This window comes from Rhizobium sp. WCS2018Hpa-16, assembly GCF_031843705.1.
Classification (GTDB): Bacteria; Pseudomonadota; Alphaproteobacteria; order Rhizobiales; family Rhizobiaceae; genus Agrobacterium; species Agrobacterium tumefaciens_C.
In genome coordinates, this window is record NZ_JAVTIX010000002.1 from 319,431 (window position 1) to 343,595 (window position 24,165).

General features: G+C 57.2%; 24 protein-coding genes and 1 tRNA gene. 8 read left to right on the plus strand and 17 right to left on the minus strand.

The features are described from left to right. Positions 1-118: 118 nt before the first annotated feature. The 6 genes from RQI55_RS07695 to RQI55_RS07720 are packed head-to-tail and all read right to left on the minus strand — an operon-like array spanning position 119 to position 5,708. The gene (locus RQI55_RS07695) at positions 119-1,435 is read right to left on the minus strand and encodes an NAD(P)/FAD-dependent oxidoreductase (RefSeq protein ID WP_243256729.1); all 1,317 of its coding nucleotides are present in this window, start codon (positions 1,433-1,435) and stop codon (positions 119-121) included. Then, positions 1,432-2,307 (minus strand): sugar nucleotide-binding protein, encoded by an 876-nt coding sequence (locus tag RQI55_RS07700; protein ID WP_243256728.1) that lies wholly within the window; start codon positions 2,305-2,307, stop codon positions 1,432-1,434. The genes RQI55_RS07695 and RQI55_RS07700 overlap by 4 nt, the downstream gene beginning before the upstream one ends. Continuing rightward, positions 2,304-2,723, minus strand: a complete 420-nt coding sequence (locus RQI55_RS07705) for a dTDP-4-dehydrorhamnose 3,5-epimerase (protein ID WP_243256727.1) — start codon at positions 2,721-2,723, stop codon at positions 2,304-2,306. The genes RQI55_RS07700 and RQI55_RS07705 overlap by 4 nt, the downstream gene beginning before the upstream one ends. 1 nt (position 2,724) lies before the next feature. After that, on the minus strand, positions 2,725-3,834 hold the full coding sequence (gene rfbG / locus RQI55_RS07710) for a CDP-glucose 4,6-dehydratase (protein ID WP_243256726.1): 1,110 nt from the start codon (positions 3,832-3,834) through the stop codon (positions 2,725-2,727). Positions 3,835-3,893: 59 nt separating this feature from the next. Then, positions 3,894-4,676: a glucose-1-phosphate cytidylyltransferase gene (gene rfbF / locus RQI55_RS07715; protein WP_243256725.1), complete on the minus strand. Its 783-nt coding sequence runs from the start codon at positions 4,674-4,676 to the stop codon at positions 3,894-3,896. 21 nt (positions 4,677-4,697) lie between these two features. Beyond that, positions 4,698-5,708, minus strand: a complete 1,011-nt coding sequence (locus RQI55_RS07720; protein WP_243256724.1) for a hypothetical protein — start codon at positions 5,706-5,708, stop codon at positions 4,698-4,700. Positions 5,709-5,939: 231 nt separating this feature from the next. Here RQI55_RS07720 and RQI55_RS07725 point away from each other — a divergent pair, with 231 nt between their 5' ends. Next, complete coding sequence (locus tag RQI55_RS07725; protein ID WP_243256723.1) at positions 5,940-6,248, plus strand: hypothetical protein; 309 nt, start codon at positions 5,940-5,942, stop codon at positions 6,246-6,248. Between the two features lie 37 nt (positions 6,249-6,285). Here RQI55_RS07725 and RQI55_RS07730 read toward each other — a convergent pair. From RQI55_RS07730 to RQI55_RS07745, 4 genes are all read right to left on the minus strand, one after another. After that, positions 6,286-6,362 (minus strand) — tRNA-Arg (locus RQI55_RS07730). A gap of 189 nt (positions 6,363-6,551) precedes the next feature. Then, on the minus strand, positions 6,552-7,916 hold the full coding sequence (locus RQI55_RS07735) for an ATP-binding protein (protein WP_243257003.1): 1,365 nt from the start codon (positions 7,914-7,916) through the stop codon (positions 6,552-6,554). Positions 7,917-8,282: 366 nt separating this feature from the next. Further along, the gene (gene pgi, locus RQI55_RS07740; protein WP_243256722.1) at positions 8,283-9,914 is read right to left on the minus strand and encodes a glucose-6-phosphate isomerase; all 1,632 of its coding nucleotides are present in this window, start codon (positions 9,912-9,914) and stop codon (positions 8,283-8,285) included. Positions 9,915-10,021: 107 nt separating this feature from the next. Continuing rightward, positions 10,022-11,725 carry a long-chain fatty acid--CoA ligase gene (locus RQI55_RS07745; protein ID WP_243257002.1) on the minus strand — a complete coding sequence of 568 codons (1,704 nt, stop codon included), beginning with the start codon at positions 11,723-11,725 and terminating at the stop codon, positions 10,022-10,024. Positions 11,726-12,009: 284 nt separating this feature from the next. On the opposite strand from RQI55_RS07745, the gene RQI55_RS07750 reads away from it, so the two are divergent. The 4 genes from RQI55_RS07750 to RQI55_RS07765 all read left to right on the plus strand — a co-directional run bounded on the left by RQI55_RS07750 (position 12,010) and on the right by RQI55_RS07765 (position 16,507). Further along, positions 12,010-13,056 (plus strand): ABC transporter ATP-binding protein, encoded by a 1,047-nt coding sequence (locus RQI55_RS07750; RefSeq protein WP_243256721.1) that lies wholly within the window; start codon positions 12,010-12,012, stop codon positions 13,054-13,056. A gap of 160 nt (positions 13,057-13,216) precedes the next feature. Continuing rightward, positions 13,217-14,239, plus strand: a complete 1,023-nt coding sequence (locus tag RQI55_RS07755) for a Fe(3+) ABC transporter substrate-binding protein (RefSeq protein WP_243256720.1) — start codon at positions 13,217-13,219, stop codon at positions 14,237-14,239. 123 nt (positions 14,240-14,362) lie between these two features. Then, a complete protein-coding gene (locus tag RQI55_RS07760) occupies positions 14,363-16,036 on the plus strand; it encodes an iron ABC transporter permease (protein WP_243256719.1) in 1,674 nt (557 codons plus the stop codon). Positions 16,037-16,114: 78 nt separating this feature from the next. Continuing rightward, positions 16,115-16,507 carry a PRC-barrel domain-containing protein gene (locus RQI55_RS07765; protein WP_192063329.1) on the plus strand — a complete coding sequence of 131 codons (393 nt, stop codon included), beginning with the start codon at positions 16,115-16,117 and terminating at the stop codon, positions 16,505-16,507. 90 nt (positions 16,508-16,597) lie between these two features. Here RQI55_RS07765 and RQI55_RS07770 read toward each other — a convergent pair whose 3' ends face one another. From RQI55_RS07770 to RQI55_RS07790, 5 genes are all read right to left on the minus strand, one after another. Further along, entirely contained in the window at positions 16,598-16,843 is a 246-nt protein-coding gene (locus RQI55_RS07770; protein WP_243256718.1) for a DUF982 domain-containing protein, read from the minus strand. 102 nt (positions 16,844-16,945) lie between these two features. Beyond that, entirely contained in the window at positions 16,946-17,131 is a 186-nt protein-coding gene (locus RQI55_RS07775) for a hypothetical protein (protein WP_243256717.1), read from the minus strand. Positions 17,132-17,206: 75 nt separating this feature from the next. Then, the gene (locus tag RQI55_RS07780) at positions 17,207-18,424 is read right to left on the minus strand and encodes a cyclopropane-fatty-acyl-phospholipid synthase family protein (RefSeq protein WP_243256716.1); all 1,218 of its coding nucleotides are present in this window, start codon (positions 18,422-18,424) and stop codon (positions 17,207-17,209) included. Further along, positions 18,411-19,244, minus strand: a complete 834-nt coding sequence (locus tag RQI55_RS07785; RefSeq protein ID WP_243256715.1) for a DUF1365 domain-containing protein — start codon at positions 19,242-19,244, stop codon at positions 18,411-18,413. The genes RQI55_RS07780 and RQI55_RS07785 overlap by 14 nt, the downstream gene beginning before the upstream one ends. Beyond that, complete coding sequence (locus tag RQI55_RS07790) at positions 19,241-20,602, minus strand: FAD-dependent oxidoreductase (RefSeq protein WP_311272452.1); 1,362 nt, start codon at positions 20,600-20,602, stop codon at positions 19,241-19,243. The genes RQI55_RS07785 and RQI55_RS07790 overlap by 4 nt, the downstream gene beginning before the upstream one ends. Before the next feature lie 188 nt (positions 20,603-20,790). Here RQI55_RS07790 and RQI55_RS07795 point away from each other — a divergent pair, with 188 nt between their 5' ends. The 3 genes from RQI55_RS07795 to RQI55_RS07805 are packed head-to-tail and all read left to right on the plus strand — an operon-like array spanning position 20,791 to position 22,466. Next, the gene (locus RQI55_RS07795) at positions 20,791-21,399 is read left to right on the plus strand and encodes a sigma-70 family RNA polymerase sigma factor (RefSeq protein ID WP_311272453.1); all 609 of its coding nucleotides are present in this window, start codon (positions 20,791-20,793) and stop codon (positions 21,397-21,399) included. Beyond that, complete coding sequence (locus RQI55_RS07800) at positions 21,396-22,055, plus strand: ChrR family anti-sigma-E factor (RefSeq protein WP_243256713.1); 660 nt, start codon at positions 21,396-21,398, stop codon at positions 22,053-22,055. Before RQI55_RS07795 ends, RQI55_RS07800 begins: the two co-directional genes overlap by 4 nt. A 12-nt stretch (positions 22,056-22,067) precedes the next feature. Next, a complete protein-coding gene (locus tag RQI55_RS07805) occupies positions 22,068-22,466 on the plus strand; it encodes a DUF2177 family protein (RefSeq protein WP_042617893.1) in 399 nt (132 codons plus the stop codon). Here the strand turns inward: RQI55_RS07805 and RQI55_RS07810 are convergent. Next, complete coding sequence (locus RQI55_RS07810; protein ID WP_311272454.1) at positions 22,451-23,842, minus strand: FGGY-family carbohydrate kinase; 1,392 nt, start codon at positions 23,840-23,842, stop codon at positions 22,451-22,453. The two genes, RQI55_RS07805 and RQI55_RS07810, sit on opposite strands and share 16 nt — an antisense overlap. Beyond that, a complete protein-coding gene (gene rhaM, locus RQI55_RS07815) occupies positions 23,839-24,162 on the minus strand; it encodes an L-rhamnose mutarotase (protein ID WP_243256711.1) in 324 nt (107 codons plus the stop codon). Before rhaM ends, RQI55_RS07810 begins: the two co-directional genes overlap by 4 nt. Positions 24,163-24,165 lie beyond the last annotated feature (3 nt).

The window sequence follows — 24,165 nt, forward strand, 5'->3', positions numbered from 1 at the left end:
TTATTGCAGAACAGCCCGCCATAGGCCAGCCGCAAGCCGGACTTGACGATTGCTATTCGCGGACGGTGTGTCGTGAACGCCTCAAATCGCACCTCGGGCCAAGACCCGATTATTGTTTTTAGTGTTCTCTATTTGCCTGAACACGATCAGCCGCGTTTCTTCCTGACATGAAGGCCTGATTGGACCAGAGGTAATCCCACTCTCCGAAACGTCCGGCGAGGGCAATTCCTTGGTCGCTGACCCAATCACGGACGCGGTTACGTCTGCATTCCATGTCGAGGTCAAACACGACGTTTCCGAAAGGCAGATGCTTGTGGTGGGTCAGAACGATATCATCGCGGGAGGCCAGACCCATTTTCTCCAGAGAGCCGATACAGTTTTCGATCAGTTCGGAGGGCTGGAGTGTCTGGGGCTTGGCGCGGGATGAATAGATCTCGAATTGAAGGGAAGAATGTCCCTCTGGCGCATTGTTGGGAGACTTGATGCTGGGGGAGTAGACCCGCGCAGCCAGAATATCTTCATCGTAGATATAGAACCAAAGGCTCGGCGATACCTTTTCTTTGCTGAAGCCCAGAGAAACAATATCGATGGAGGTGGCGAAAAGGCTGGCTGCGAGGTCCCTGATATCATCGGGCACGTCTGTCATCAGCTCGATCAGGACGGGCAGGGGAATGCTGGAGATCATTTGCTCGTATGACCTGACCTCGCCATTGGCAAAGGAGACCTGTTTTCGGCGGTTATCGATGGCGCTGGCCCGAAAACCGCATTTAACGTCTGCCGTATCGAGAAGAGGTTGCAGAAAGGCGCGATATCCACCCCGTTCGGGATATCGCATCGTCGAGATATAGTAGGTATTGGGCGGATTATCGCTGACTGCGCCTAAAACGACCTCGCGCAAATCGGCGCGACGCATGCGATTTCCGATCCACTGCGTGCCCAATTCGGCAGCGTCGATGGTCCAGTATTTCAGCGTGTAGCGCAGCGGCCAACGCTCGGCGATCTTTTCGCCATATTGATGCAGGAGCCAGTCGCGGTAATTTGCCGGGCGCAGGTCCGAGGATGCCTCGGTCAGGTGATTGGCGAGATCGATGATGAGATCGGTCTTTTCCTCGGCTGGCAGCGGATACATGTTGTTCTGTACGGGGTGAGGTAACCAATACTCACCATCTCGGTTCAGAGACCTGGCCTCATGGTTGAGATAGGGCGTGCGATCAAAAACCGCGCGCACTTCCGGCTCCGTCGCAAAAGACAAATGCACGGCATTGTCGAATGTCCAGGTGCCCTCGGTTGTCTCCAGTGTAAAACTGTCCAGAAGCCCACCGGGCCGCTCGCTCGCCTCATAGACCGGAACATGGATGTTGTGGTCTCGAAGACGGTATGCGGCGGAAAGGCCAGCAATGCCGCCGCCAAGAATCAGAACAGTTTCATGGGTCATCGACCTTGCCCCTCTTCGGCCAGCAGCGACGCCACATAGGCCGAAAGGGCCACGTCCCAGGACGGCATCCTATTGAGGCCGAGCAAGTCAAGCTTCTCGTTGATCGCCGCTTCATTGGGCGAGACCGGAGCCTTTCTCTGGAAGCGCTGAGGCAAGAGGCGTGGGAAAAGCTGAGCGGATTTCAGGATATGATGGACGTAATCGAAACGCGAAACCGCACCGGACGCGACGCAATTGAAGGTCCCGGTCATGCCGGCCTCGATCAGCGTCATCGTCTGTTTCACCACATCATCAACGTTTGTGGGTGACCCGTACTGATAAGGGTCAGACGCCATTTCTGTCTTGTTTCGTGCCTCGGTAATGCGTGCCCAGACAAAGTTCTTCCGGTGTGCGGCGCTGCCGCCGTAAAGCCAGCCCAGGCGAAGGATCAGATGCCTGCATCCAGCCTCCCGCACTGCGACTTCCCCAGCCACCTTGCTTTTGTGGTGAATGGTTGTGGGGTTCAGGCTCTCAAAATCAGAATGCGGCGCAAGACCATCAGCGCCATTTTGCCCGTAACAGCCGGTGGACGAGAAATGGACCAGAAGCGCATTGCTTTCCCGCGCTGCCTGCCCCAGCAGTCCCGGCAGGATGGCATTGGTGGAAAAGGCGGCGGCCCGATCGCTTTCCGCTTCTTCCACATTCGTGTGTGCTGCACAGTTGATGATGACCGATGCCGATGCGCCGACAACGCTATCGATGAGATGCCGAGGGCGGGTGACATCCAGCGCTTCACGCGGCAGATTCACGACCTGATCGGCATTGATATCGCCCGCGAAGCGGCTGCCTAGCATGCCGGAATGACCGATCAACAGCACTGGTCCAGCCATCATGCGCCCCATTCGAAAAAATCGACCGGCCGGGTTTCGGCCTCATCGGGATCATGCGGTATCGAGGCGATATTCAGGAGGGTTGATGCACCAGCAGCAAGCCCCTGAAACGCCACGAAATATCCCGGAGGCACGGTCAGGCGATTGTAAAGTTCTGGTTGATCCGGAGAAATCTGCGTGTCGACCACAAGCTCTCCGGTTTCGGTGCGGACGACCACGCGTATCAAACCCGACGCGCAGACGAGATTGAGCGTCATGCGAAAATGGCGCTTCCAACCCTTGATCTCGCCATGGTTCACCATCGAGAAATAGGCTTCGCCGAAACCGGCATAGCCGGGGTCGCTGGCCTTTATAGCGTGCATGACATCGCCCTTGGGCGTCGAAATGCGCTTCAGGGGCGTGATGATAATGTCGCTCATCTCAGCCTGCAACGGACCAACCCCTGCCGCGATCCCTGGCGATTGCCTCGAAATCGGCAATCTGCTCCAGCGTGACCGCCAGCGCATTGCTGCCGTCTTTGAGAACCCGCCTGTACCATGAACCTGTCATATCGACGCACTCGTCATATCGCAGGTTTGCTTCCCAGTTCAGATGCAACAATGCCTTGTCGCAGTTGAGCTTGAGCAGGCTGGCTTCGTGAAATGGTATGTTGCCTGTCACGGTATAGGCTTCGCTCTGCGACTGAAGCCCCCAGATATCGCCGAGGTCACCGATCAGATCGACCACTGTGCGGTTCTGCTCTGCGCGTGGGCCGAAATTGTAGGATTGACCGTTATGTGCGTCGGAACTGGCAAGCTTTGCCGCCAGTGTCAGATAACCGCTCAAGGGTTCCATAACATGTTGCCAGGGGCGTGTTGCCGAGGGCGAGCGGATTTCGACGGTGCGCTTTTCGCCCCATGCCCTGATGCAATCGGCAACGATGCGGTCTGCTGCCCAGTCGCCACCGCCGATGACGTTGCCAGCTCTTGCAGTGGCCAGGCGTACCGGATGGTTCTTGCCGTGAAAGAAGGAATGATAATAGGACCGGAAGATGAGTTCCGCGGCACCCTTGGAGCCGGAATAGATGTCCTTGCCGCCAACCGCATCCGTTTCACGATATCCCCAGACCCACTCGACATTATCGTAGCACTTGTCCGAGGTGATGATGATTGCCGTGCAGGGCCAGTCGATCTCTCGTGCCACTTCCAGCACATTGGCTGTGCCGGTGACATTGCTGGTAATCGTATCGAGCGGATCCTTGTAGGATGTCGAGACGATTGCCTGAGCGGCAAGATGAAAGATGAAATCGGGACGAAAGCTGCGAACGGCATCCCGTAACTGGGTCAGATCGCGGATATCGCCAGTATGGTGTTCTACCTCACTGGCAAGGCCTGCAAGACCGAACATGGACGGCGTCGTTGGAACATCCTTTGAATATCCGCAGACGGTGGCGCCGAGATTGATTAGCCAGGCGCTGAGCCATGAACCCTTGAAGCCGGTATGGCCGGTAATGAGAACACGTGCGCCGGAATAGACATTATTGAAGCTCAAGGTGATCTCTGCCTGCTGCTGTTGCGTTGCTATCGTTTTCCGGTTGAGCGGCGTCCGCCCTACCAGATCTTCCAGGGTGCCTTGCCGCTTTCCCAGTGTTTTTCAAGCTGGGTCTTGTCGCGCAAACTGTCCATCGGCTGCCAGAAGCCTGCATGCCGGTAAATCCCCAGCTGCCCATCCTGCGCAAGAGTTTCGAGAGGCTCCTGCTCCCATGTGGTCTCGTCGCCGTTGATCCTCGACAGAGCATCGGGAGCCAGAACGAAGTAACCGCCATTGATCCAGTTGCCATCACCGTCAGGCTTTTCCATGAAGGAAACAACCTTGTCGTCCTCGATCTTGATGGCACCGAAGCGGCCTGGAGGCTGTGTGCCGGTGACAGTTGCCTGCAAGCCGTGGCCTTCGTGGAACGCGATGAGCTTTGTAACGTCAACGTCACCAACGCCATCACCATAGGTCATGCAGAAATAGGGATCGTTTTCGACATAGGGCAGAATGCGCTTCATGCGCCCGCCGGTCATCGTCAACTCACCAGTATCGACCAGCGTGATGCGCCAAGGCTCAGCCTTCGCTGAATGCGTCTCGATGCTGTTGCGGGCAAGATCGATGGTGACATCCGACATGTGAAGGAAGTAATTCGAGAAATACTCCTTGATCACATATCCCTTGTAGCCAAGGCACACGATGAAATCATTGATGCCGTGGGCGCTGTAGATTTTCATAATGTGCCACAGGATCGGGCGACCACCGATCTCGACCATCGGCTTTGGTTTTGTCGCGGTTTCCTCGGCCAGTCTGGTACCAAGGCCACCGGCAAGAATAACGGCTTTCGGCTTGAAATGCATGGTTGGGTTACTCCGGTTCCGTTATCCGAGCGTGTATGGACGCTGTATGCCGCCAAATGTGTCGTAAGACTTTGTCGAGTTATACAGACCCGAAATGGCATGCTCTTCCAGGATCGCATTGATGACATTGTAGTTTTTGTTGGCGGGCCGGGTGTGGGCCACTGCAACATCATCGATAACCGCGATACTGCCAGCCGCCCGACCTGCCATCATCGACCAGATGTGGTCGAGACCAAAGCCGCTGAAGGACGCCTCGAATGTGGGCAGGCAGAGCTGCAGGAATTCCTGGGTGAAGATCGGGCACATCAATTCCACGAAACTCGTATAGCGCAGGAAATAATCCGAGTTCTGCGCCGTAACGGGGTGCGTGACGTATGACGTCGGCACAAGCGAAGGCTGGGCGAGATCGAGCTTGTTGATGCGGAAAATATTGAACAGCTTGTTGATGTCGCTCCACGCCATCATCAGGTCGTCATCCGGCAGGTAGACATTGTCATAGTCGAGAAGCGGGCTGCCGCTGAGAAACAGCTTGTAGATCGCGGAGAATTTCCGGTCATCGGCCTGATGCGTGAAATATTCGTGGAAGCCGATATCCTCGGGAATCTCACGTCCATACCAGCTGATGCAGAGGTCCCAGTTACGATCATCCGGGTTGATATTCACAGGCCATTGATTGTGCAGGGATTGTTCATTGGCGCGCAACACGACCAGATTGCGGCGGCGCTTGGTCGCCACAGAGTCCGAAATCTTGAAAACGGGTACGTCCGGTGAAGCCGCCTGACCGAAATCCACAGCAGATGGCATTTTTGCCCGCTCGAGAACGTGGACAATGTTGGGGTCGACCCGCGAACGACCTTTCATCATGTGGAGGCCGTCTTCGTCACGAATATAGTCTTCGAAGACGGTTGTCGTCTGACCATAGATAGTTCGGAAACTCAGCCTGTTTTCTTCAAGGCTCCAGCACCGCTCGAACGTGTGAATATATCCGCCCACCAATCCGTTCGGCAAAAAGCGCAGGACTGGAGCAACCAAATTGCCGCTCTCTCTCGAGAACCTCCATGTATTTGAAACGAGGTCGCTTTCTTCAATATTCATCTCGACAGCTTTCTTCGGTGCGGCGACGCAGTAAAGTATTTGCAGAATATATTGGAGCCGGATGAGAAGAACGCGCGCGACATTACACAACGGCCTCCTCTCAAGCTCTTTGAGGTTGCGCGTCAAACCCGTTGCACGGTCGTTGTCGATGCCACCGGGTGAGCACCCATGGCCAACACGATACGGTTCATCAAAAGCTTCAGTACATCGCGCGTAGCTGAAGAGATTTATAACAAACAAAAAGCTTCAGGCCGTCCATCAATCTCGGCTTCAGCGTATGCCATGAATAGCTTGCTCGTGGCTGACTGCTTGCAGCATGAAGCAATGGCGCGCCTTGAGAATGCGGACGGAGGTGAGGAGGCGAAACGGGACCGAGATGCCGCCGAAGTCGCTCATATTCAGGCAGCTGGCTCATCGGCCTCAAAGCTGAAAAGCAGCAATCCAGAACGTTCCAGCAAAGCCACAAAAGCAGCGTGAAAAACGATGTAACTGCTTATGATTTAAGGAAGAGAAATGGCGCACCCGAAGAGATTCGAACTCCTGACCCCCAGATTCGTAGTCTGGTGCTCTATCCAGCTGAGCTACGGGTGCGTGCCGCAGAAACATGTTCCGTTGGCGTGGCGATCCTCTAAAACGTCCTCAGTTTGAATGCAAGCGGTTTTGCTGAGAAATTGTCATTTTTATGTAATGAATTTTCTAAGGTATTGAAATCATTTGATTTATGATATGCATAAATCGAAGGGCAAAAACAGCCGCAAAAGGTGCTGCGGCATTTCCTGATCAGGCGCCGTTGCTGGCGCGCAGCTCGGATGCGGCGCGATCGGGGATTTCGATGCGAAATTGGGTGCCGTGGTGCGATTTTTCCACCAGTGCGATGGTTCCCTTGTGGGAGAGCACCAGCTCCCGCGCAATGACGAGTCCAAGGCCTGTGCCGCCGGAGCGGGCGGAGCCACGGAAGGCCGAGAACAGGTTCTCCCGTGCCTTCTGGGGCATGCCGGGGCCATTGTCGTCGATGACGATGCTGACGACGTCTCCATTGCGCTGTGCGGCAATCGTCAGGCGTTTGTCGGGGTATTCCTCGCCCCGTGCTTGCTGGAGCGCCTGCACGGCGTTGCGACAGAGATTGTAGAGAACACGGAACAGCTGTTCACTGTCGGCATCGATGCGCAGACCGGGCGGAACGCTGTCCACCAATTCGATGCCGCTCGCTGGGTCGACCGCCAGAATGTCCCTGACGTCCTGCACCAGCTCCTCAAGCTCGATTAGGCGCCGCTTTGGTGCGCCTTCGGTGGCCTGCCCATAGGCCAGAACCTCGCTGGTATAGCCCACGGCGCGGTCTATGGTGCGCAAAAGCTTTGGCGCGAAGCTGCGCACCATCGGGTCATCGACATCGACAAGCCTGTCCGACATCAGCTGCGCCGATGACAGGATGTTGCGCATATCATGGTTGATCTTGGAAACCGCAAGGCCGAGATCGGCTAGGTTCTTCTGCTGCTTCAGGGTTTTTTGCAGCTGCGCCTGCATATCCGCCAGATGCCGCCCCGCCACGGCCAGCTCGTCTGTTCCCTCATCCGGCTTGAACACACGGGAGGGGTCGTCAGGCTGTTCGGAAAAACCTTGCATGCCCAGCGTCAGGCGGCGAATGGGCCGGATGAGGATGCGGTTGATGGAGACGAAGATCAGGCTGGCTGTAATCAGCGAAAGCGCCACCGACAGCATCAGCACGTTGCCAGCATAGGCAATCATCGCAGCGCGAAGCTTGTGCTCGCCAATCACGATCTCGATGATCATGTTGCTATCACCTATCACGTCGAACACCCGGATGACGCGGTTGCCGCTGGACAGCAGCACGGAAAAGGCATCCCGCACCGCCGTCAGTTGCGACACATCGGAAAGGTCATACTGGTCATCCACGCTGGGTGGCACCTCGGTCGCCGCCAGCAGCGTGTTGGTGCCATCCTTGCGCAGAGCGATCAGCTTGGCGCCTGTGGCCAGCAGTGTGTCGTTCTGGACGCTTCTGGGCAGCTCGGTCTGCAAGCCATCGATCACCACACCGGCGGCGGCGGCAGTGTTCAGGCGGTCACGCAGCCAGGAAAGGCGCATATTGGCAACGGAGGGAACGAAAATCAGAACTTCGGCAATCATCACGAAGATGACGGTCAGCAACAGCAGGCGACCGGACAGGCCTTGCGTCAAGGCGGGCACTTCGCTTTGCGCCTGCGCGTCCAGATGGTCGGTCCTGTTTATGAGGTTCGAAGACACCAGGCCTTTTCCTGTTGTTGCGTGGGCCTATGGTTTCTTATCGGCGCACGGCCGCAATTCCAAGCGATATTAGGGTTTTCCGCACGATTTACAAACAGATGGCGCGTTTGGAAGACGGTTGAGAGGAGCGGCTGTTGCAATGGTGCTAAAACAGCCCTTCTGGAAAAACAGCCCGCCGATCATCTCGGCAGGCTGTTTCAAGTGTCAACCACGCCCGGCACGGGCGCGGCGCATCTCGCAAGTGGAAACTCAGGCGGTTTTTGCCAGACCCGACAGGGCCTTCACCAGTCCCTGTGTCGAGCTGTCATGATCGGCTGCACTTTCCTTGCCCTCGACCACGGGCAGGAGGCCGGTTGCCAGTTCCTTGCCAAGCTCCACGCCCCACTGGTCAAACGAGTTGATGCGGAACAGCACGCCTTCCACGAAGACGCGGTGCTCATAAAGCGCGATGAGGCGGCCGAGCGCAAACGGCGTCAGCGTATCGTAGACGAAGGTGATGGATGGGCGGTTGCCGGTGAAGACGCGGTGAGGGGCGATGAAATCGGCGTGGCTGTCATCCATGCCCTTCGATGTTAGCTGCTCCTTTGCTTCAGCCAGCGTACGACCCTTCATCAGGGCTTCCGACTGGGCAAGGCAATTGGCGATGAGCAACTGGTGCTGATGGCGCAGCTTCGGTTCGAAGCCATTGGCAGCAATCATGAATTCCGCCGGAATGACGCTCGTTCCCTGGTGGATGAGCTGGTAGAACGCATGCTGGCCGTTGGTGCCGGGTTCGCCCCAAACAACCGGGCCGGACTGGCCTTCCACCGGCGTGCCGTCAATGGTGACGCCCTTGCCGTTTGATTCCATGTCCAGCTGCTGCAAATAGGCCGGGAAGCGCGACAGGCGCTGGTCGTAAGGAAGAATGGCGCGGGTGGAATAATCCAGCACGTTGCGATGGTAAAAACCGATGAGGCCGAGCAGCATGGGCAGGTTCTGCCGCACGGGCGCGGTGCGGAAATGGGTGTCCATGGCATGCGCGCCATCCAGGAACTTGCCGAAATTTTCCGGTCCGATGGCGATCATCAGCGGCAGGCCAATGGCAGACCAGATGGAGTAGCGTCCACCCACCCAATCCCAGAAGCCAAAGACGCGCTCGCTGTCGATGCCGAACTTTGCCACCTTGTCGAGCGCTGTGGAGACGGCGCAGAAATGGAATGCGACGGCGTCTTCACCCAGCTTGTCGGCAATGAAGGCGCGGGCGGTTGCCGCATTCGTCATGGTTTCGATGGTGGTGAAGGTCTTGGAGGCGATGATGAACAGCGTCGTCTCAGGGTCAACAAGCTTCAGCGTATCGGCAATATGGGCGCCATCAATGTTGGAAACGAAATGCGCACGCGGGCCATCATGGAAGGGCGCCAGCGCCAGCGTTGCCATGACAGGGCCGAGATCGGAACCGCCAATGCCGATATTGACGATGTCGGTGATCTTCTTGCCGGTTGCGCCCTTGAGCACGCCGGTGCGGATGGAATGGGCGAACTTGCCCATGGCGGCCAGAACGCCGTTCACGTCAGGCATCACATCCTTGCCGTCAACCAGAACAGGCGTGTTGGAACGGTTGCGCAGCGCGGTGTGCAGCACGGCGCGGCCTTCTGTGAAGTTGATCTCCTTGCCGGAGAACATTTCGTCGCGCTTTGTCTCGACGCCGCCTTCAACGGCCAGCTTCTCAAGAAGGGCGACCACTTCGTCGTTCACGGCGCATTTGGAATAGTCCATCAACAGGTCGTCGAAACGCACGCTGAACCGCTCGAAGCGTTGTGCATCTGCGGCGAAGGCGGCGCGAAGATCGGTCGCGCCGGTCTTTTCGACTGTGGATTTCAGGCTTTTGACGATGTCCTGCATGGAATGCTCCTCATGCTCCGGGGAAGGATGAGGAAACTATTCTTTTTCACGAGGCTAAATCAAGGCGCGATAGACTAAATCGATTGAAATATTATGAAGTGCACCAATCAGTTAGCCAGCTTTCGAAGTTCACGGCGAAGGATCTTGCCCACATTGGTCTTTGGCAGCTCTGCAATGAACTCGATATGCTTGGGCCGTTTGTAGTTGGTGAGGCTGATGGCGCAAAATGCCTTCAGCTCCTCAACAGTCAGCGCGGGGTCTTTCTTGACCACGTAAAGCTTCACCGCCTCGCCGGAATGTTCGTCCGTCACGCCAACAGCCGCGCATTCCTGCACGCCGGGATGGGCTGCTGCAACCTCTTCGATCTCGTTGGGATAGACGTTGAAGCCGGAAACGAGGATCATGTCCTTCTTGCGGTCCACGATCTTGGTGTAGCCGCGATTATCGAGAAAGCCCATATCGCCGGAGCGGAAGAAGCCGTCTGCTGTCATGACCTTCGCGGTTTCATCCGCACGCTGCCAGTAACCGGCCATGACCTGTGGCCCACGAATGCAGATCTCGCCCACTTCACCAAGCGGCAGGCTTTTACCGTCATCATCGCGAATATCAATATCGGTGGAGGGCATGGGAAGGCCGATGGTGCCGCTGAAATCCGATGTGCCGAGCGGATTGACCGTGGCAACGGGCGAGGTTTCCGACAGGCCGTAACCTTCGCAAATGTGGGTCCCGGTAATGGACGCCCAGCGTTCTGCCACCGGGCGCTGCACCGCCATACCGCCGCCCATGACCAGAACCAGTGAGGTCAGGTCGAGCTTGCGGAAATCCTCATTGTTCAAAAGCGCGTTGAACAGCGTGTTGATGCCGGGGAAGACATGTGGCGTGTAGCCTGAAAGCTCCTTGACGAAGCCCGGAATATCACGCGGATTGGCAATCAGCAGATTGTGGCCGCCCAGCGCAATGCCCATCAGGGAATTCACGGTCAGGGCGAAGATATGATAGAGCGGCAGGGCGCAGACGAAGTTCAGCACCTCAGGCCGGGCCCTGTTGACAAAGGCTGGCTCCATCCACAGCGCAATCTGGCTCTTGTTTGCCAGAAGATTGCGATTGGTGAGGACCGCGCCCTTGGATACGCCCGTCGTGCCGCCAGTGTATTGCAGAAAGGCGATGTCATCGAGGCCGAGATTGACGGGCTTCAAGTCCATCTGCCGCGATTGCGACAGAACCTGCTTGTAGCTGACAGCCTGCGGCAAAGCATAGGCCGGCACCATTTTCTTGACCTTGCGCACCACCAGATTGACGATGTGGCCTTTCAGCCCGAGCAGATCGCCCATCGTGGCGACAATGACGTGCTTCACATCGGTCTTGGGCAGCGCCTGCTGCACCACATGGGCAAAGTTTTCCAGCACGAACAGCGCCTTGGCGCCCGAATCCTTCAACTGGTGCTCAAGCTCACGCGGCGTGTAGAGCGGATTGACGTTCACGACAATCAGACCGGCGCGCAAAATGGCGTAGGTCGCAACCGGGTTCTGGAGAATGTTGGGCATCATCACGGCAACGCGGTCGCCCTTTTGCAGGCCCAGTTGCTGAAGCCACGCGCCAATGCGGCGGGTCTGGTCCTCGAGCTGACGATAGGTGAGGGACTTGCCCATGCTGGAAAATGCCTTGCGATCGGCAAAGCGCTCGCAGCTTTTTTCCAGCAGTTCAGCCAGAGAGGCATAACCGAGATCTGGAAGCTCAGCGGGCACACCCTGAGGATAGGACGCAAGCCAGGGCCGTGGCAAATTGCCCGTTTCCAGGCGGCTCAAATTCATGTCGCTCATATATCCGTCCTCCCCATGCTGGCACTTGCAACCTATACTAAGCGGTCACTCCTGTCTGCTCCTCAGCCTGACCGGGTACCAGCGATTGCAATCGTAGATGAAGCCTCCAAAACCATCCACTCACATCAGCGTAATTAACTCTAACGTAAACGTCAACTATCGGCGCTTGCGATCTCCACCGCCCCGCGCTTTGTGATTGGCTTTTGACTTTAATGCTGATTTGCGCAATCAACAAAACCCAATGAAGACCTGTGTAACCGGATATGCGAGATGACATGCCAGAGATTGCCGCGCTCCAACTGAGCACCATCGGAAAGCGTTTCAGTGATGTGGACGTGCTCGATGATATCAGCCTGACTGTGACGCGGGGCGAGATCATCTGTCTGGTCGGCCGCTCCGGCTGCGGCAAGTCCACCCTGTTGCGCATCATCGCTGGCGTGGAAACACCCGATAGCGGTTTGATTGTGATGAACGGCACCGAGATTGCAGGCCCCGCCACTTTCATGGAGCCGGAAAAGCGGCGCATCGGTTTCGTCTTTCAGGATTACGCGCTGTTTCCGCATCTAACCGTCGAGCAGAATGTGCTGTTCGGTTTGAAGGGGCAACCGAAAGCGCAGGCAAGGGCGCGGGCTGCGGATATGATCGAGCATGTGCGCCTGACCGACCTTGCCAAACGCTACCCGCACACGCTTTCCGGCGGAGAGCAGCAGCGCGTGGCACTGGCGCGTGCGCTGGCACCGAGGCCCGAAATTCTGCTGATGGACGAGCCCTTCTCCAATCTGGATCGCGGCCTTCGCGACAGCGTGCGCGACGAAACGCTCAGCCTGCTGAAAGAGCTGAAAACGACTGCCATTCTGGTGACCCACGATCCGGAAGAGGCGCTTTCGGCCGGTGATCGCGTGGTGCTGATGCAGAAGGGCCGGATCGTGCAGGTCGGCACGGGCTATGCCCTGCACGACAATCCCGTCAGCCGCTATGCGGCAGACTTTTTCTGCGCCTTCAACAAGGTCGAAGGCACGGTGAGGAAAGGGCATGTCGAGACGCCGGTCGGCAAGTTTGCCCACAAGGGAGACCTTGGTGAGGGTGGCAAGGCTTTCGCCTATATCCGCCCCAGCGCCATTACGCTGTCCCCGGCGGTTTCCGAGGCTGATATTACAGGGCGCATCACATCCCGTGTTTTCCTCGGCGAAATCGAGCAGGTGTCGGTGAGCGTGGAGGGACTTGGTCATGAGTTGCGCGTTCGCAGCATGCAAAGAACACCTCTCGATGTTGAGACGGTCAAACTCTCCGTTGCTGACGAGACTGTGCTGACATTTACCTGAAGTTGAAGATGGCAGGGATTGTCACCAGAATCCGGTCCTGCTTCAACTCAAAGTGAGCAAATCACCGAAAAAATGCGGCTGAGATAACTTGATTTATAATATCAGGTATGGTGCATGCACTCCCGATACTATTCGAATATGATAAAGGGGAGGACAGACGATGACATCGTTCAACGTTACCAAGATCGCGCTTTTGGCAAGCACCATGGCATTTGGCACTGCCGCAGCACAGGCAGCAGAACTCAACATCTATACAACGCGCGAACCGGCGCTGATCCAGCCGCTTCTGGACGCCTTCACCAAGGAAAGCGGCGTTGCGGTCAACACGGTCTTTCTGAAGGATGGTCTGGCTGAACGGGTTTTGAGCGAAGGCGCAAGTTCTCCTGCGGACGTTTTGATGACGGTTGATGCGGGCAATCTGGTTGATCTGGCTGAAAAAGGTGTGACGCAGCCGGTGCAATCCGACGTGCTGACCAAGGCCATTCCCACCGAGCTTCGCGATGCCAAGGGCAACTGGTTTGCGCTCTCCATGCGCGCCCGCGTGCTCTACGCCTCCAAGGATGTTGATCTGGCTTCCTTCAACTATGAAGATCTTGCCGACGCCAAGTGGAAGGGTAAGGTCTGCATTCGCGCTGGCCAGCACCCCTACAACACGGCTCTGTTTGCAGATTACATCGCGCACTACGGCGCTGATGCTACCGAAAAATGGCTTGCCGGTGTGAAGGACAATCTGGCCCGCAAGGCTGGCGGCGGCGACCGCGATGTTGCCAAGGATATTCTCGGCGGCATTTGCGATATCGGTATCGCCAACTCCTATTATGTCGGGCTGATGCGCTCCGGCAAGGGCGGCGAAGAGCAGGTCAAGTGGGGCGAGGCCATCAAGGTCGTTCTGCCGACCTTCAAGAATGGCGGCACGCAGGTCAACGTCTCAGGCGCAGCCATTGCCAAGAACGCGCCGAACAAGGCCGAAGCCGTGAAGCTTCTCGAATATCTGGTTTCCGATGAAGCCCAGAAGATCTATGCCGAAGCCAATTACGAATACCCAGTCAAGCAAGGCGCTGCCCTCGACAAGATCGTTGCATCCTTTGGTGATCTAAAAATCGACAACAAGCCGCTGACCGAAATCGTTTCCCACCGCAAGGAAGCCAGCCAGCTGGTGGACAAGGTCGGCTTCGACAACTAAGGGCTGACGAGAATAACGACAAGCAGAGGCTTTGGTCTCTGAAACTTGAGGCGCCCGTTGCAAGCGGGCGCCTTGCCTGTTTACGAAGCTCCGTATTTTCGCGGTTAAACCCTTAAAGTCAGCATGGTTTTCAGCAGCAGCACAGCCACGGCATCAAGATCTGGACTGCGCAGTTCCGCATTCTGGTGGCTGGTGGCTTCCTGTGTCATTGCTGCCCTTGCCCTTGTGCCGGTTCTGGCGCTGCTTTCCGAAGCGATGCAGGGTTCGGACGGTTTGTGGCCGCATCTGCGCGATACCGTCTTGGCAACGGCCCTGCCGGAAACGCTGATCCTGCTTTTAGGCGTTGGCATAACGGCAGGTGTGCTGGGCACGGCCAGCGCATGGCTGGTCACGGCCCATGATTTTCCCGGACGGCGGCTGCTGGAATGGGCGCTGCTGCTGCCCCTGGCCATGCCAACCTATATCGTGGCCTATGCCTATCTCGATCTTCTTCACCCGTTGGGGCCGGTGCAGGGTGTGGTGCGCTGGCTCTTGGGATATTCCAGCCCGCGTGAATTTCGCCTTCCCGATATTCGCTCGATGACCGGCTGCATCGTGCTTCTCGGCTTTGTGCTTTACCCCTACGTCTATATTCCCGTCCGGGCGATGTTCCTGACGCAGGCCGGAAATCTGCTGGATGCGGCCCGGATGCTGGGCACCTCGCAACGTGCGCTGTTCTTTCGGGTTGCGGTGCCGCTGGCGCGTCCGGCCATCGCAGTCGGGGTCAGCCTTGCCTTGATGGAGGCACTGAACGACATCGGCGCATCCGAGTTTCTGGGTGTGAGGACGCTGACCGTTTCCATCTACACCACATGGGTGACGAGGTCTGACCTGCCCGGTGCGGCGCAGATTGCGCTCTGCATGCTGCTTCTGGTCGTCGGGCTGATCGCCATGGAACGCTGGGCACGCAGGCGCCAACGATATTCCGCTTCGGCCCAGAAAAGCACGGTGCTGGCGCCCACCCGTCTTCGTGGCCTGCGCGGTTGGCTCGCCTTTTGCCTCGGAGCCCTGCCGATCCTGATCGGTTTCGTTGCCCCGGCCATCTATCTTGTCGTGGAAGCATGGAAGCGGTTTCAGTTCAGCGGCCTGTCGTCACGTTTTGCATCCGAGGCGGCAAACACCATTATCTTCGCCGGGTCCGCCACGCTTGTGACGGTCGGTGTAGGGCTGGTGGTGGCTTATGCGATGCGGCTTGCGCCGGGAAAGACCTCTCGCTGGTCATTCCGCCTGGCAACCGTGGGCTATGCAGCGCCCGGAACCGTTATCGCCATCGGTGTGCTGATCGCGCTGGGTGGTTTTGACCGATTTGTTGATCAAACCATGCAGCAGTGGTTCGGCATATCCACCGGGCTTTTGCTGATCGGCAGCGGATGGGCGCTGATCTTTGCTTATACCGCGCGCTTCCTCACCATTTCCGGCGGGGGTATCGATGCGGGGCTGAGCCGCATTCCGGCATCCTTCGATCACGCCTCTCGCACGCTCGGGCGCACATCGACGCAAACATTTTGCGCCGTCCATCTGCCTCTATCCAAGGCAGCCATGGCGGCTGCTGCACTGCTGGTGTTTGTGGATTGCATCAAGGAATTGCCCGCAACGCTTCTGCTTCGCCCGCTGAATTTCGAGACCTTCGCCACGCATCTCTATGGGGAAGCCGCCCGCGGAACCTATGAGGAGGCATCCATTGCAGCCCTCGCCATCGTGCTGATCGGGATTCTTCCCGTGATTTTATTGGCCCGCATCGGGCGGCAAAGAGCCTGATATACGAAAACCGGGAACGATTTTTCCGCCGCTGGATTTACCATTCGTAACGAATGCAAATCCAAAGGAGGAAACATTATGGTACATCACGAACCACGCGCCGGTCAGGACCCTTACGTCAAGGACACGCCGAGCTTCATCGCCAGCGACAAGGTCGAAGGCACCAGCGTCTACGGTGCCGACAGCAAGAAGATTGGCTCGATCCAGCGCATCATCCTTGAAAAACGCGGCGGTCGCGTCGCCTATGCCGTCCTCAGCTTCGGCGGTTTTCTAGGGATTGGTGATGACTATTATCCGCTCCCTTGGGAAAAGCTGCATTACGATGAAGAACTCGATGGCTACCGCATCGACTTGACCAAAGAGCAGATCGAAAACGGTCCTAAATTCGCCAACCGCGATGATGAAAGCTTCCTAGGACGCGATGACCGCAAGGTCTATGATTATTACGGCGTCCCGCCTTACTGGATGTGATGACGACAAAGAAATGGCCCCGGTTGGGGCCATTTTCTTGCGATGAGATTTCTATGGATGTTCCGTGTGAGATCTCGTCAAAGCGAGCAGTCAGTGCGACGGGCGCAGGCTCGCTTCGGATACAGCTTCTTCAAAGCAGCGACGGGCTTCTTCGAGGGTTTTGCGACCGTCCAGCGCCGCCCGGCAGGCGCTGCGTGCACGCACGAACATCAACCCGCGCGTGTGTGGCCAGTTTTCTGTCAAAAGAGCCAGCGCATCACGGGGACCCGCAACGACGTCTTTGCTCGATTTATCTACGCTGATTTCTACTGGTTTAGTCCATACAATCTTGTTCATTGGACGCCTCCCTAACGCCCATGTCAACGACCTCTACGCCGACATGGTTCCCGTCAAAAAGAGTAATTGCAAAATTAGCGCTTTACAACTGTTAAGTTGCTATCAACGGAAGCCGAAAAACGACAGGATAGCGAGGACGATGACAACGAGGCCGACGATGTAAATGATCTGGTTCATGGCTTTCTCCGCAGTGTAATATCGAGCCGGGACGGCAAAACCGCTTCCACAGGCTGCGATGCTAAAACATATGACACTCACCGTAACGTGAGTGCCTGCGTGAGGTTCCATGCTGGCGCGAATTTCATTGTGCGCGAAGTGATTGCGCTCTCGGCAATTGCGTGTCGAAAGCGCCTGTCTGCTTGCTCAGGGCTTCGCCAGTTTGAACTGGACGACGTCGATGCGGTCGGTTCTAAAGCCCGCTGCGCAGTAATGCAGGTAATATCTCCACATACGGCGGAAGCGTTCGTCAAAGCCAAGCGGCTGGACACGGTGCCAGTTGGCAGAGAAGCTGCGGTCCCACAGCATCAGCGTGTGTTCATAGTCCTTGCCGAAGCGCAGCATGTCAGGAACGGTAAAGCCCTTGTTTTCGGCTGCCTTGCGGAAGGCCGTCACCGTCGGCAACATGCCACCGGGGAAAATGTAGGTCTGGATGAAATCGGCGTTGCTGCGATATTCATCGAAGCGGTCCTCGGCGATGGTGATAACCTGCACCATGGCTTCTCCGCCCTTTGCCAGCAAATCTTGCAGGCGCTGGAAATAGGTCGGCCAGTTTTCTTCGCCCACCGCCTCGAACATTTCGATGGATACGATTTTCGAGAACGTGCCCTGGCAGTCGCGGTAGTCCTCAAGCCGGATGTCGGCGCGGTCAGCGAGCCCTGCCTTGGCAAGGCGCTTTCTGGCGAAATCAGCCTGTTCGGTGGAAAGCGTGAGGCCCGTGACCCGGCAGCCGGTCTTGGCAATCGCATATTCGGCAAAGCCGCCCCAGCCACAGCCGACTTCCAGCACGTGGTCATCAGGGCCGATCTTCAACTGCTCGACGATACGGTCATATTTGGCGTTCTGCGCATCTGCCAGGCTCTGGCCCGGCGTTTCGAAAAGAGCCGATGAATAGGTCATCGTCTCATCCAGCCAGGCAGAATAAAAGCTGTTGCCGAGATCATAGTGGAACGAGATGTTGCGACGGCTGCCGGACTTGGAATTGCGGCGCAGGCGGTGGCGCAGATAGGCAAAGGCCGAGACCAGACGGGCAGGCTCAGACACCGACATCCAGTTTGCCTCGTTGGCAATGGCCACCTCGATCAGGGTCGCAATATCTGGCGTGTCCCAATCACCGTCCATATAAGCCTGGGCGAAGCCGAGGCTGCCGCCCATCAAAAGGCGTCGAACGACGCGGCCCCTGTTGAGGGAAACGACCGCATGCGGGCCGGGCTCGCGCCCATTGCAGACAAATTCGGATCCGCCCGGAAAAATGACGGTCAGGCGTCCATGGGTGATAGTGTTTAGACGGCGGCAGATCATGCGCTGCCAGAGGGGTGCGTGTTGCATGAGAAAGGGAGTTGTCTCCTGTTCAGCGTGGCTCATCTTTTATTCCTCCCATTTTTGCGCCCGCAATGCCGCCATCCAGAATGACGGAGCTGGCGATGCGACTGCGCGCAGCCTTGTGTCGATAAATTGGATTGCCTTTAACCCAGAGTAAGAGTGCTTCCCAGTGGATCGCACCCATGATTTTCAGGGTCATGAGCGGATAGGACAAAAGCGCCCGCAGGAGCGCCCTGTCGGTCAAAGGGCTGCGTTTTCCGGCAAAGGAGGCAAACAGCAACTCGCCTTGCGCATCTTTCTCGTTGATGGCGACCAGCACCTTTTCATCCGGCGGCTGAATGCGAAAATCATAGGTGCATTCCATCGGAACGAAGGGCGATACGTACATTTCCTTGGCGCAGGAATGGCGGATGGCGCCCGGCTCGTGGCCTTCGGTGGGAATGACATAGGTGTGACGTTCATGGAAGGTGTTGCGCACCTCGTAGAGAATGGCAACGAGGCGTTCATCCTTCCGGTCGTGGCAGAAATAAACCGTCAACGGATTGAAAACATAACCAAATATGCGCGGGTAGCATAGCATATCGACACGCAATTCATCCATCGGCAATGCGATCTCTGCATCGGCAAGATGCTGGGCAACCCAGTCTTTCAGGCCACCCGTTTCACCCACGCCATGGTCGCCATCGTGGAAGCTGAACACGGCGCGGCGATTGTAGCCAAAAAAGCGAAAGGCCTTGTCGAGCAGCGGAAGTTCATCCAGATCGAGCAGCAGCGAGAAAACGCGGTAGCGCATAGAATGGGCATGCGGGCGATGGCGCGTGTGCACGACGTGTCCGGCATAGATGGCGGAACGAAGCGTCATTGCGCATGCGCCTTTGCGGGCGACAGGAAGATGCGGCCGGACTCGTTTTCAACTTTCCATGGACGTTTGATGCCACCCAGTGCCTCGGCAACGGCAAGGCCGGATTGCAGCCCGTCTTCATGGAAGCCGCTGCCGAAATGCGCACCGCAGAACCACGTATTGCGGCGTCCCTGAAGACCCCACAGAAGTTTTTGCGCTTCGATGGCTTTGGCATCGAACAGGGGGTGGGCGTAATCGATGCTGCGGATCACCTTTGCCGGGTCAATGGCGCGGGACGGGTTGAGGGTCACGAACAGGGGAGTTGCGTCATCAATGCCCTGCAGCTTGTTCATCCAGTAGGTGAGGCAAAGTTCTTCGGTGCCGTTTGCGTTCGGCTCGCTCATATAGTTCCAGCTGGACCAGACCCTGCGGCGCTTCGGCATCAAGGTTTCATCCTGATGCAGGACTGCGAGATTGCTGGTATAATCGAAGGCGCCCAGAACGGACCGCTCATCCGCGTCCGCGTCACCCAGAAGGGCAAGCGCCTGATCGGCATGGGTTGCGATAACAACATCATCGAAGATCGACACATTGCCGGAACGGTCCACCAGCTTCACGCTACCCGTGTCACGCAGCACGGATGTGATCTGGCTGTTGAGAACAATGGTGCCTGAAAATTCCGCCTTGATGCGCGCCACATATTCGCGGCTGCCACCTTTGACCGTGCGCCATTGCGGGCGGCCCGAAAGTTGCACAAGCCCGTGGTTGACGAAAAACCGGATGAAGGCATGCAGCGGATAGGCGCGCATGTCGGACGCCGTTGTCGACCAGATCGCAGCACCCATCGGCAAAAGATGGTCATCGATGAAAGCTTGAGAATAGCCGTCTCTATCGAGATAATCACCGAGGCTAACACCGCGCAGCGAAGGATCATTCAGAAGCTTTCCGGCCTGCTTGTAGAAGCGCAGCACATCTCGCACCATGCTCCAGAAGCGCGGGCGGAAGATGTTGGATCGCTGACCGAACAGGCCATTGATGCCAGAGCCGGAGTATTCGAGTTCCCCGCCAGACAGCGAAGCGGCAAACGACATGTCCGAGACGTCGGTCTTGACGCCGAGGTGGTCGAAGAGTGCGACGAGGTTGGGATAGTTGAGCACGTTATAGACGATGAAACCGGTATCGACTGCAATAGCGGGCTTGCCGGGCAGCTCGACGCTGACCGTGTTGGAGTGGCCTCCCAGGCGGTCGGCTGCTTCAAACAGCGTCACATCGGCGGATTTATCCAACAGCCACGCGGCGGAAAGGCCTGAAATACCCGAACCGATGACGGCAATGCGCGGTCTTTTTTTCCGGTTGCTGTTTGCTGTCTGAAAATCCATATCGTCCGGTTCCACGTTAATCCTGAGATGATTACGACAGTTCAACGCCGCTGGATTGGTGCCTGCGTATTTTTTTATCGTTTGTGATCCGGTTGTCAGCCCCTGGCGTAATCGATTTCATGACATTAAGCGTTTCCTTGATAGGCCCCACGTGCCAAACTATAAGTCGTCCCGCAAGCAAATCGGGCGTGGGTAAACTGCATGGAAGCGGAGTGAAGCCGATCCGCATGAATGATATCGCCACCAACAATATTGAAAGCCAGTGTCCGAGCCTTATCAAAGCTGTCGCCACCGAGCGCAGCGTGGAAGCGTTCGAAGTGCTGTTTCGTTATTACGGACCTCGCGTGCGGATTTACATGTTACGGCAGGTGCGTGACGCGCAGGCCGCTGAGGAACTGATGCAGGAAACCATGATGACGGTCTGGAACAAGGCCGCCCTTTTCGACCCGACGCGGGGCAATGTCTCCGCCTGGATTTTCAGAATAGCCCGAAACCTGAGAATTGATGCGCACCGCAAGGACAAGCGCCCGGAATTCGACATTAACGACCCGGCTTTCCTCAAAGAGGACGCGCCTGCCGCCGACACCCAGCTGGAAGAGGTTCAGGATGCGCAGCGCCTGCACCGCGCGCTGGCGCAACTGCCGAAAGAGCAGCTGGATCTGCTCAAACGCTCCTTTTTTGACGAGGCATCCCACAGCACCATCGCAGAGCAACTCGGCCTGCCGATCGGAACAGTCAAATCGCGCATCCGGCTTGCCTTTGCCAAACTGCGTGCAGCTCTGGAGTCACGCACATGAGTGTACGGCATCAAGTGAGCGACGAACTGCTGATGGATTACGCATCCGGAAGTCTGGGTGAGAGCTGGAGCCTTGCGGTTTCCACCCATCTGGCGCTGTGCCCTGAGAGCCGCCAAAGGCTTGAAGCCATGGAAATGACCGGTGGCGCGTTGCTGACTGCGATTGAGCCGGCTGACCGCAGTGTCGATGCCGACTGGGAGAAGATACGCGGGCTGTTGAGCGCAAATGTGACGCCGCCACCCGCTAAAGCCGTGGCACCCAAGATGGATGACGCCATCCTGCCCGAACCCCTGCGGTCTTACGCGGGCGGCGACGTGGACAAGCTGAAATGGAAACAGCTGGGCCCCGGTGCCTATCATTTCCCGATCCGCACCCGGGATGGGGAAGCCAATGTGCGGCTTTTGCGCATACCGGCCGGAAAGCCGGTGCCGGAACATACCCATGGCGGGCGGGAGCTGACGGTCGTTTTGTCCGGTTACTTCAAGGATGGCGATGACGTGTTCCGTCGCGGTGATTTTGAGGAAGCAGATGAGGATTTGATGCATCAACCCGTGGCGGGTGAGGGCGAAGATTGCATCTGTCTTGCCGTAACCGATGCGCCGCTAAAATTCAAAAGCTGGGTGGTTCGGCTGTTGCAGCCGGTTCTGGGTATTTAAGGGGGGCGGATGATGGACTATCTCATCGCTTATATCGGCACGGCCATCGTCTTCTTCGGCTTTGATTTTCTGTGGCTGTCGAAGCTCGCAATCGGCTTTTACAGGCGCGAAATCGGCTCGCTGATGCTGGCAAAACCCAACTTCGCCGCCGCCGGAATTTTCTATCTCTTCTATATCGCCGGTATCGTCTATTTCGCCGTGATGCCAGCCGTATCAGGTGGAGACTGGCAGTCTGCACTTGTTGCAGGTGCCATCCTGGGCTTCATCGGTTACGGCACCTACGACATGACCAACCTGTCGACGCTGAAAGGCTGGTCGTGGAAAATGTGCGTTGTCGATATCATCTGGGGCACGGTTTTGACCGGTGCAGCGGCAGTCGGTGGCTACGCGCTGGTTCAGGCTGTCGCATAAGCGTCAACAGTCAGTTCGCGCCATTTCCGATAATAGTTTTCCAAACCCGGGAGTGGTTCGACCCTGTGATAGGACTGGTGAGGCGCATGCCGCGTCGCCAGCAGCGCAGCTCCAAGAGCGGTGCCCGATGGGCTGTTGCCATCGCTGACCAGAAGCTCGGCACCCGTTATCGCCGCCAATGCGGCGGTATACTGCACATTCCGCGCAAACGGGCCTTCAACGATGATCGTATCGGATAGCCCGATCAGCGAGAGGCAGCTTGCCGTCATCATCGCAGCATAGAGCGAGGCGGCAACGAAGCGTTCGGCATGGCTGCGCGGTTCCTTCTGCCAGCGCCCCTGCATTCCGGGAAAGGGGCCGGAACCCTCGACGGCATTGGGGCAATAAAACACGTCGTCCTTCAGGACTCTGTCGAGCGCGGTCTGAAACTCTGACGGTTCAGGGGCTGAGATGCCCGTCGTCAACATCTCGAATTCGCGCCCGCCCATGAAGCGGGCCGAGGGCACGGGCTTTCCGAAGGCATCGACATTCACAAGCGTATCGCGTGCCGCGTCCAGCGTTTCCAGCGGCGCACCAACGCCGAAGCAGATCACCCATGTGCCTGTCGACACCACCGAAAATGGACCCTTGCGTTCCATGAGATGCGGGAGGAGCGATGCATTGCTGTCATGCAGACCGCAATAGACCGGTATTTCCTCGTTGACGCCGATTTCACCGGCAATCTGCGGCAGCAACGGACCAAGAGCATCAAAAGCGGAGCGCACGGGTGCCAGCAATCCGGCAATGCCGAGCTTATCCGGCAGGCTGGAAAACGTTGCCTTGCCCGGTTGCCAGATGTCGGTGTGACAGCCAAGCGATGTCGCCTCATTGGCCTTTATGCCGGTGAGGCGATAGGCCCAATATTGCGGGTAGGTGAGGATATCGGTCACGGTCTCGAAGGTGCTTGGAAAGGCCGTCTTCTGATAATGCAGTTGCGCCCCGGCATTCAGGCCGATGGGAAGGGCAGGCGAAAATGTTTCCGCAAAGGGCGGGCGAAGCGTCGCATAGGATGCTTGTATATCCTCAGGGTATGCATGCTCATAATCCAGAACCGGCAAAGCAAGGTCACCATGCGCGTTCAAGAGCGCCATGGATGCACCATGGGTGGTGATGGAAATGGCCTGATAGCCGGGTGTCTCACGAAATGCCGAGAGACCATCAAGGATGAAGGCCCACAGGGCTTCAATATCGTAATGCGGGTAGGGCGGGGCGCTCAAGACCCGGTTGGCGATGCGGCGTGATGCGATTTCCTCGCCGGTCTCGCCATCCACCACGATAAGCTTGGCGTGGGTCTTGCCGATATCGATGACGGCAACATTGCGGATTGCCTCGCTCATCGCAGGTGAAACAGCGTGACGAGATCGCGGGCAACAGGGGAATTGTCGGGATTGCTTTCCATGATATCGGCCATATGCGCCCACCACTTCTTCATGACGGGATGGTCCGGTAGAGCCGCCATGGTGTGGTTTTTCGGGCGGGTCAGAACGCCGAACAGAATGTTGGTTTCAGGGTCGAGGTGGATGGAATAATCGCTGACGCCCGCCTCATGCAGAAGCGTTACCAGTTCCGGCCAGATTTCATCATGGCGTTTGCGGTACTCGGCCTCCATGCCCGGAAAGAGCTTCATCTTGAAGGCGTGTTTTTCAAACTCTGGCATGGT

Excerpts from the sequence above, each read along its gene's own strand:
- RQI55_RS07750 (WP_243256721.1), top strand. The coding sequence starts at position 12,010 with ATGCCAGAGATTGCCGCGCTCCAACTGAGCACCATCGGAAAGCGTTTC.
- RQI55_RS07760 (WP_243256719.1), top strand. The coding sequence starts at position 14,363 with ATGGTTTTCAGCAGCAGCACAGCCACGGCATCAAGATCTGGACTGCGC.
- rfbF (WP_243256725.1), bottom strand. The coding sequence starts at position 4,676 with ATGCATTTCAAGCCGAAAGCCGTTATTCTTGCCGGTGGCCTTGGTACC.
- RQI55_RS07745 (WP_243257002.1), bottom strand. The coding sequence starts at position 11,725 with ATGAATTTGAGCCGCCTGGAAACGGGCAATTTGCCACGGCCCTGGCTT.
- RQI55_RS07705 (WP_243256727.1), bottom strand. The coding sequence starts at position 2,723 with ATGAGCGACATTATCATCACGCCCCTGAAGCGCATTTCGACGCCCAAG.
- pgi (WP_243256722.1), bottom strand. The coding sequence starts at position 9,914 with ATGCAGGACATCGTCAAAAGCCTGAAATCCACAGTCGAAAAGACCGGC.
- RQI55_RS07755 (WP_243256720.1), top strand. The coding sequence starts at position 13,217 with ATGACATCGTTCAACGTTACCAAGATCGCGCTTTTGGCAAGCACCATG.
- rhaM (WP_243256711.1), bottom strand. The coding sequence starts at position 24,162 with ATGCCAGAGTTTGAAAAACACGCCTTCAAGATGAAGCTCTTTCCGGGC.
- RQI55_RS07695 (WP_243256729.1), bottom strand. The coding sequence starts at position 1,435 with ATGACCCATGAAACTGTTCTGATTCTTGGCGGCGGCATTGCTGGCCTT.
- RQI55_RS07805 (WP_042617893.1), top strand. The coding sequence starts at position 22,068 with ATGGACTATCTCATCGCTTATATCGGCACGGCCATCGTCTTCTTCGGC.
- RQI55_RS07770 (WP_243256718.1), bottom strand. The coding sequence starts at position 16,843 with ATGAACAAGATTGTATGGACTAAACCAGTAGAAATCAGCGTAGATAAA.
- RQI55_RS07700 (WP_243256728.1), bottom strand. The coding sequence starts at position 2,307 with ATGATGGCTGGACCAGTGCTGTTGATCGGTCATTCCGGCATGCTAGGC.
- RQI55_RS07785 (WP_243256715.1), bottom strand. The coding sequence starts at position 19,244 with ATGACGCTTCGTTCCGCCATCTATGCCGGACACGTCGTGCACACGCGC.
- RQI55_RS07735 (WP_243257003.1), bottom strand. The coding sequence starts at position 7,916 with ATGATTGCCGAAGTTCTGATTTTCGTTCCCTCCGTTGCCAATATGCGC.
- RQI55_RS07810 (WP_311272454.1), bottom strand. The coding sequence starts at position 23,842 with ATGAGCGAGGCAATCCGCAATGTTGCCGTCATCGATATCGGCAAGACC.
- RQI55_RS07725 (WP_243256723.1), top strand. The coding sequence starts at position 5,940 with ATGGCCAACACGATACGGTTCATCAAAAGCTTCAGTACATCGCGCGTA.
- RQI55_RS07790 (WP_311272452.1), bottom strand. The coding sequence starts at position 20,602 with ATGGATTTTCAGACAGCAAACAGCAACCGGAAAAAAAGACCGCGCATT.
- RQI55_RS07800 (WP_243256713.1), top strand. The coding sequence starts at position 21,396 with ATGAGTGTACGGCATCAAGTGAGCGACGAACTGCTGATGGATTACGCA.
- RQI55_RS07765 (WP_192063329.1), top strand. The coding sequence starts at position 16,115 with ATGGTACATCACGAACCACGCGCCGGTCAGGACCCTTACGTCAAGGAC.
- RQI55_RS07780 (WP_243256716.1), bottom strand. The coding sequence starts at position 18,424 with ATGAGCCACGCTGAACAGGAGACAACTCCCTTTCTCATGCAACACGCA.
- RQI55_RS07775 (WP_243256717.1), bottom strand. The coding sequence starts at position 17,131 with ATGGAACCTCACGCAGGCACTCACGTTACGGTGAGTGTCATATGTTTT.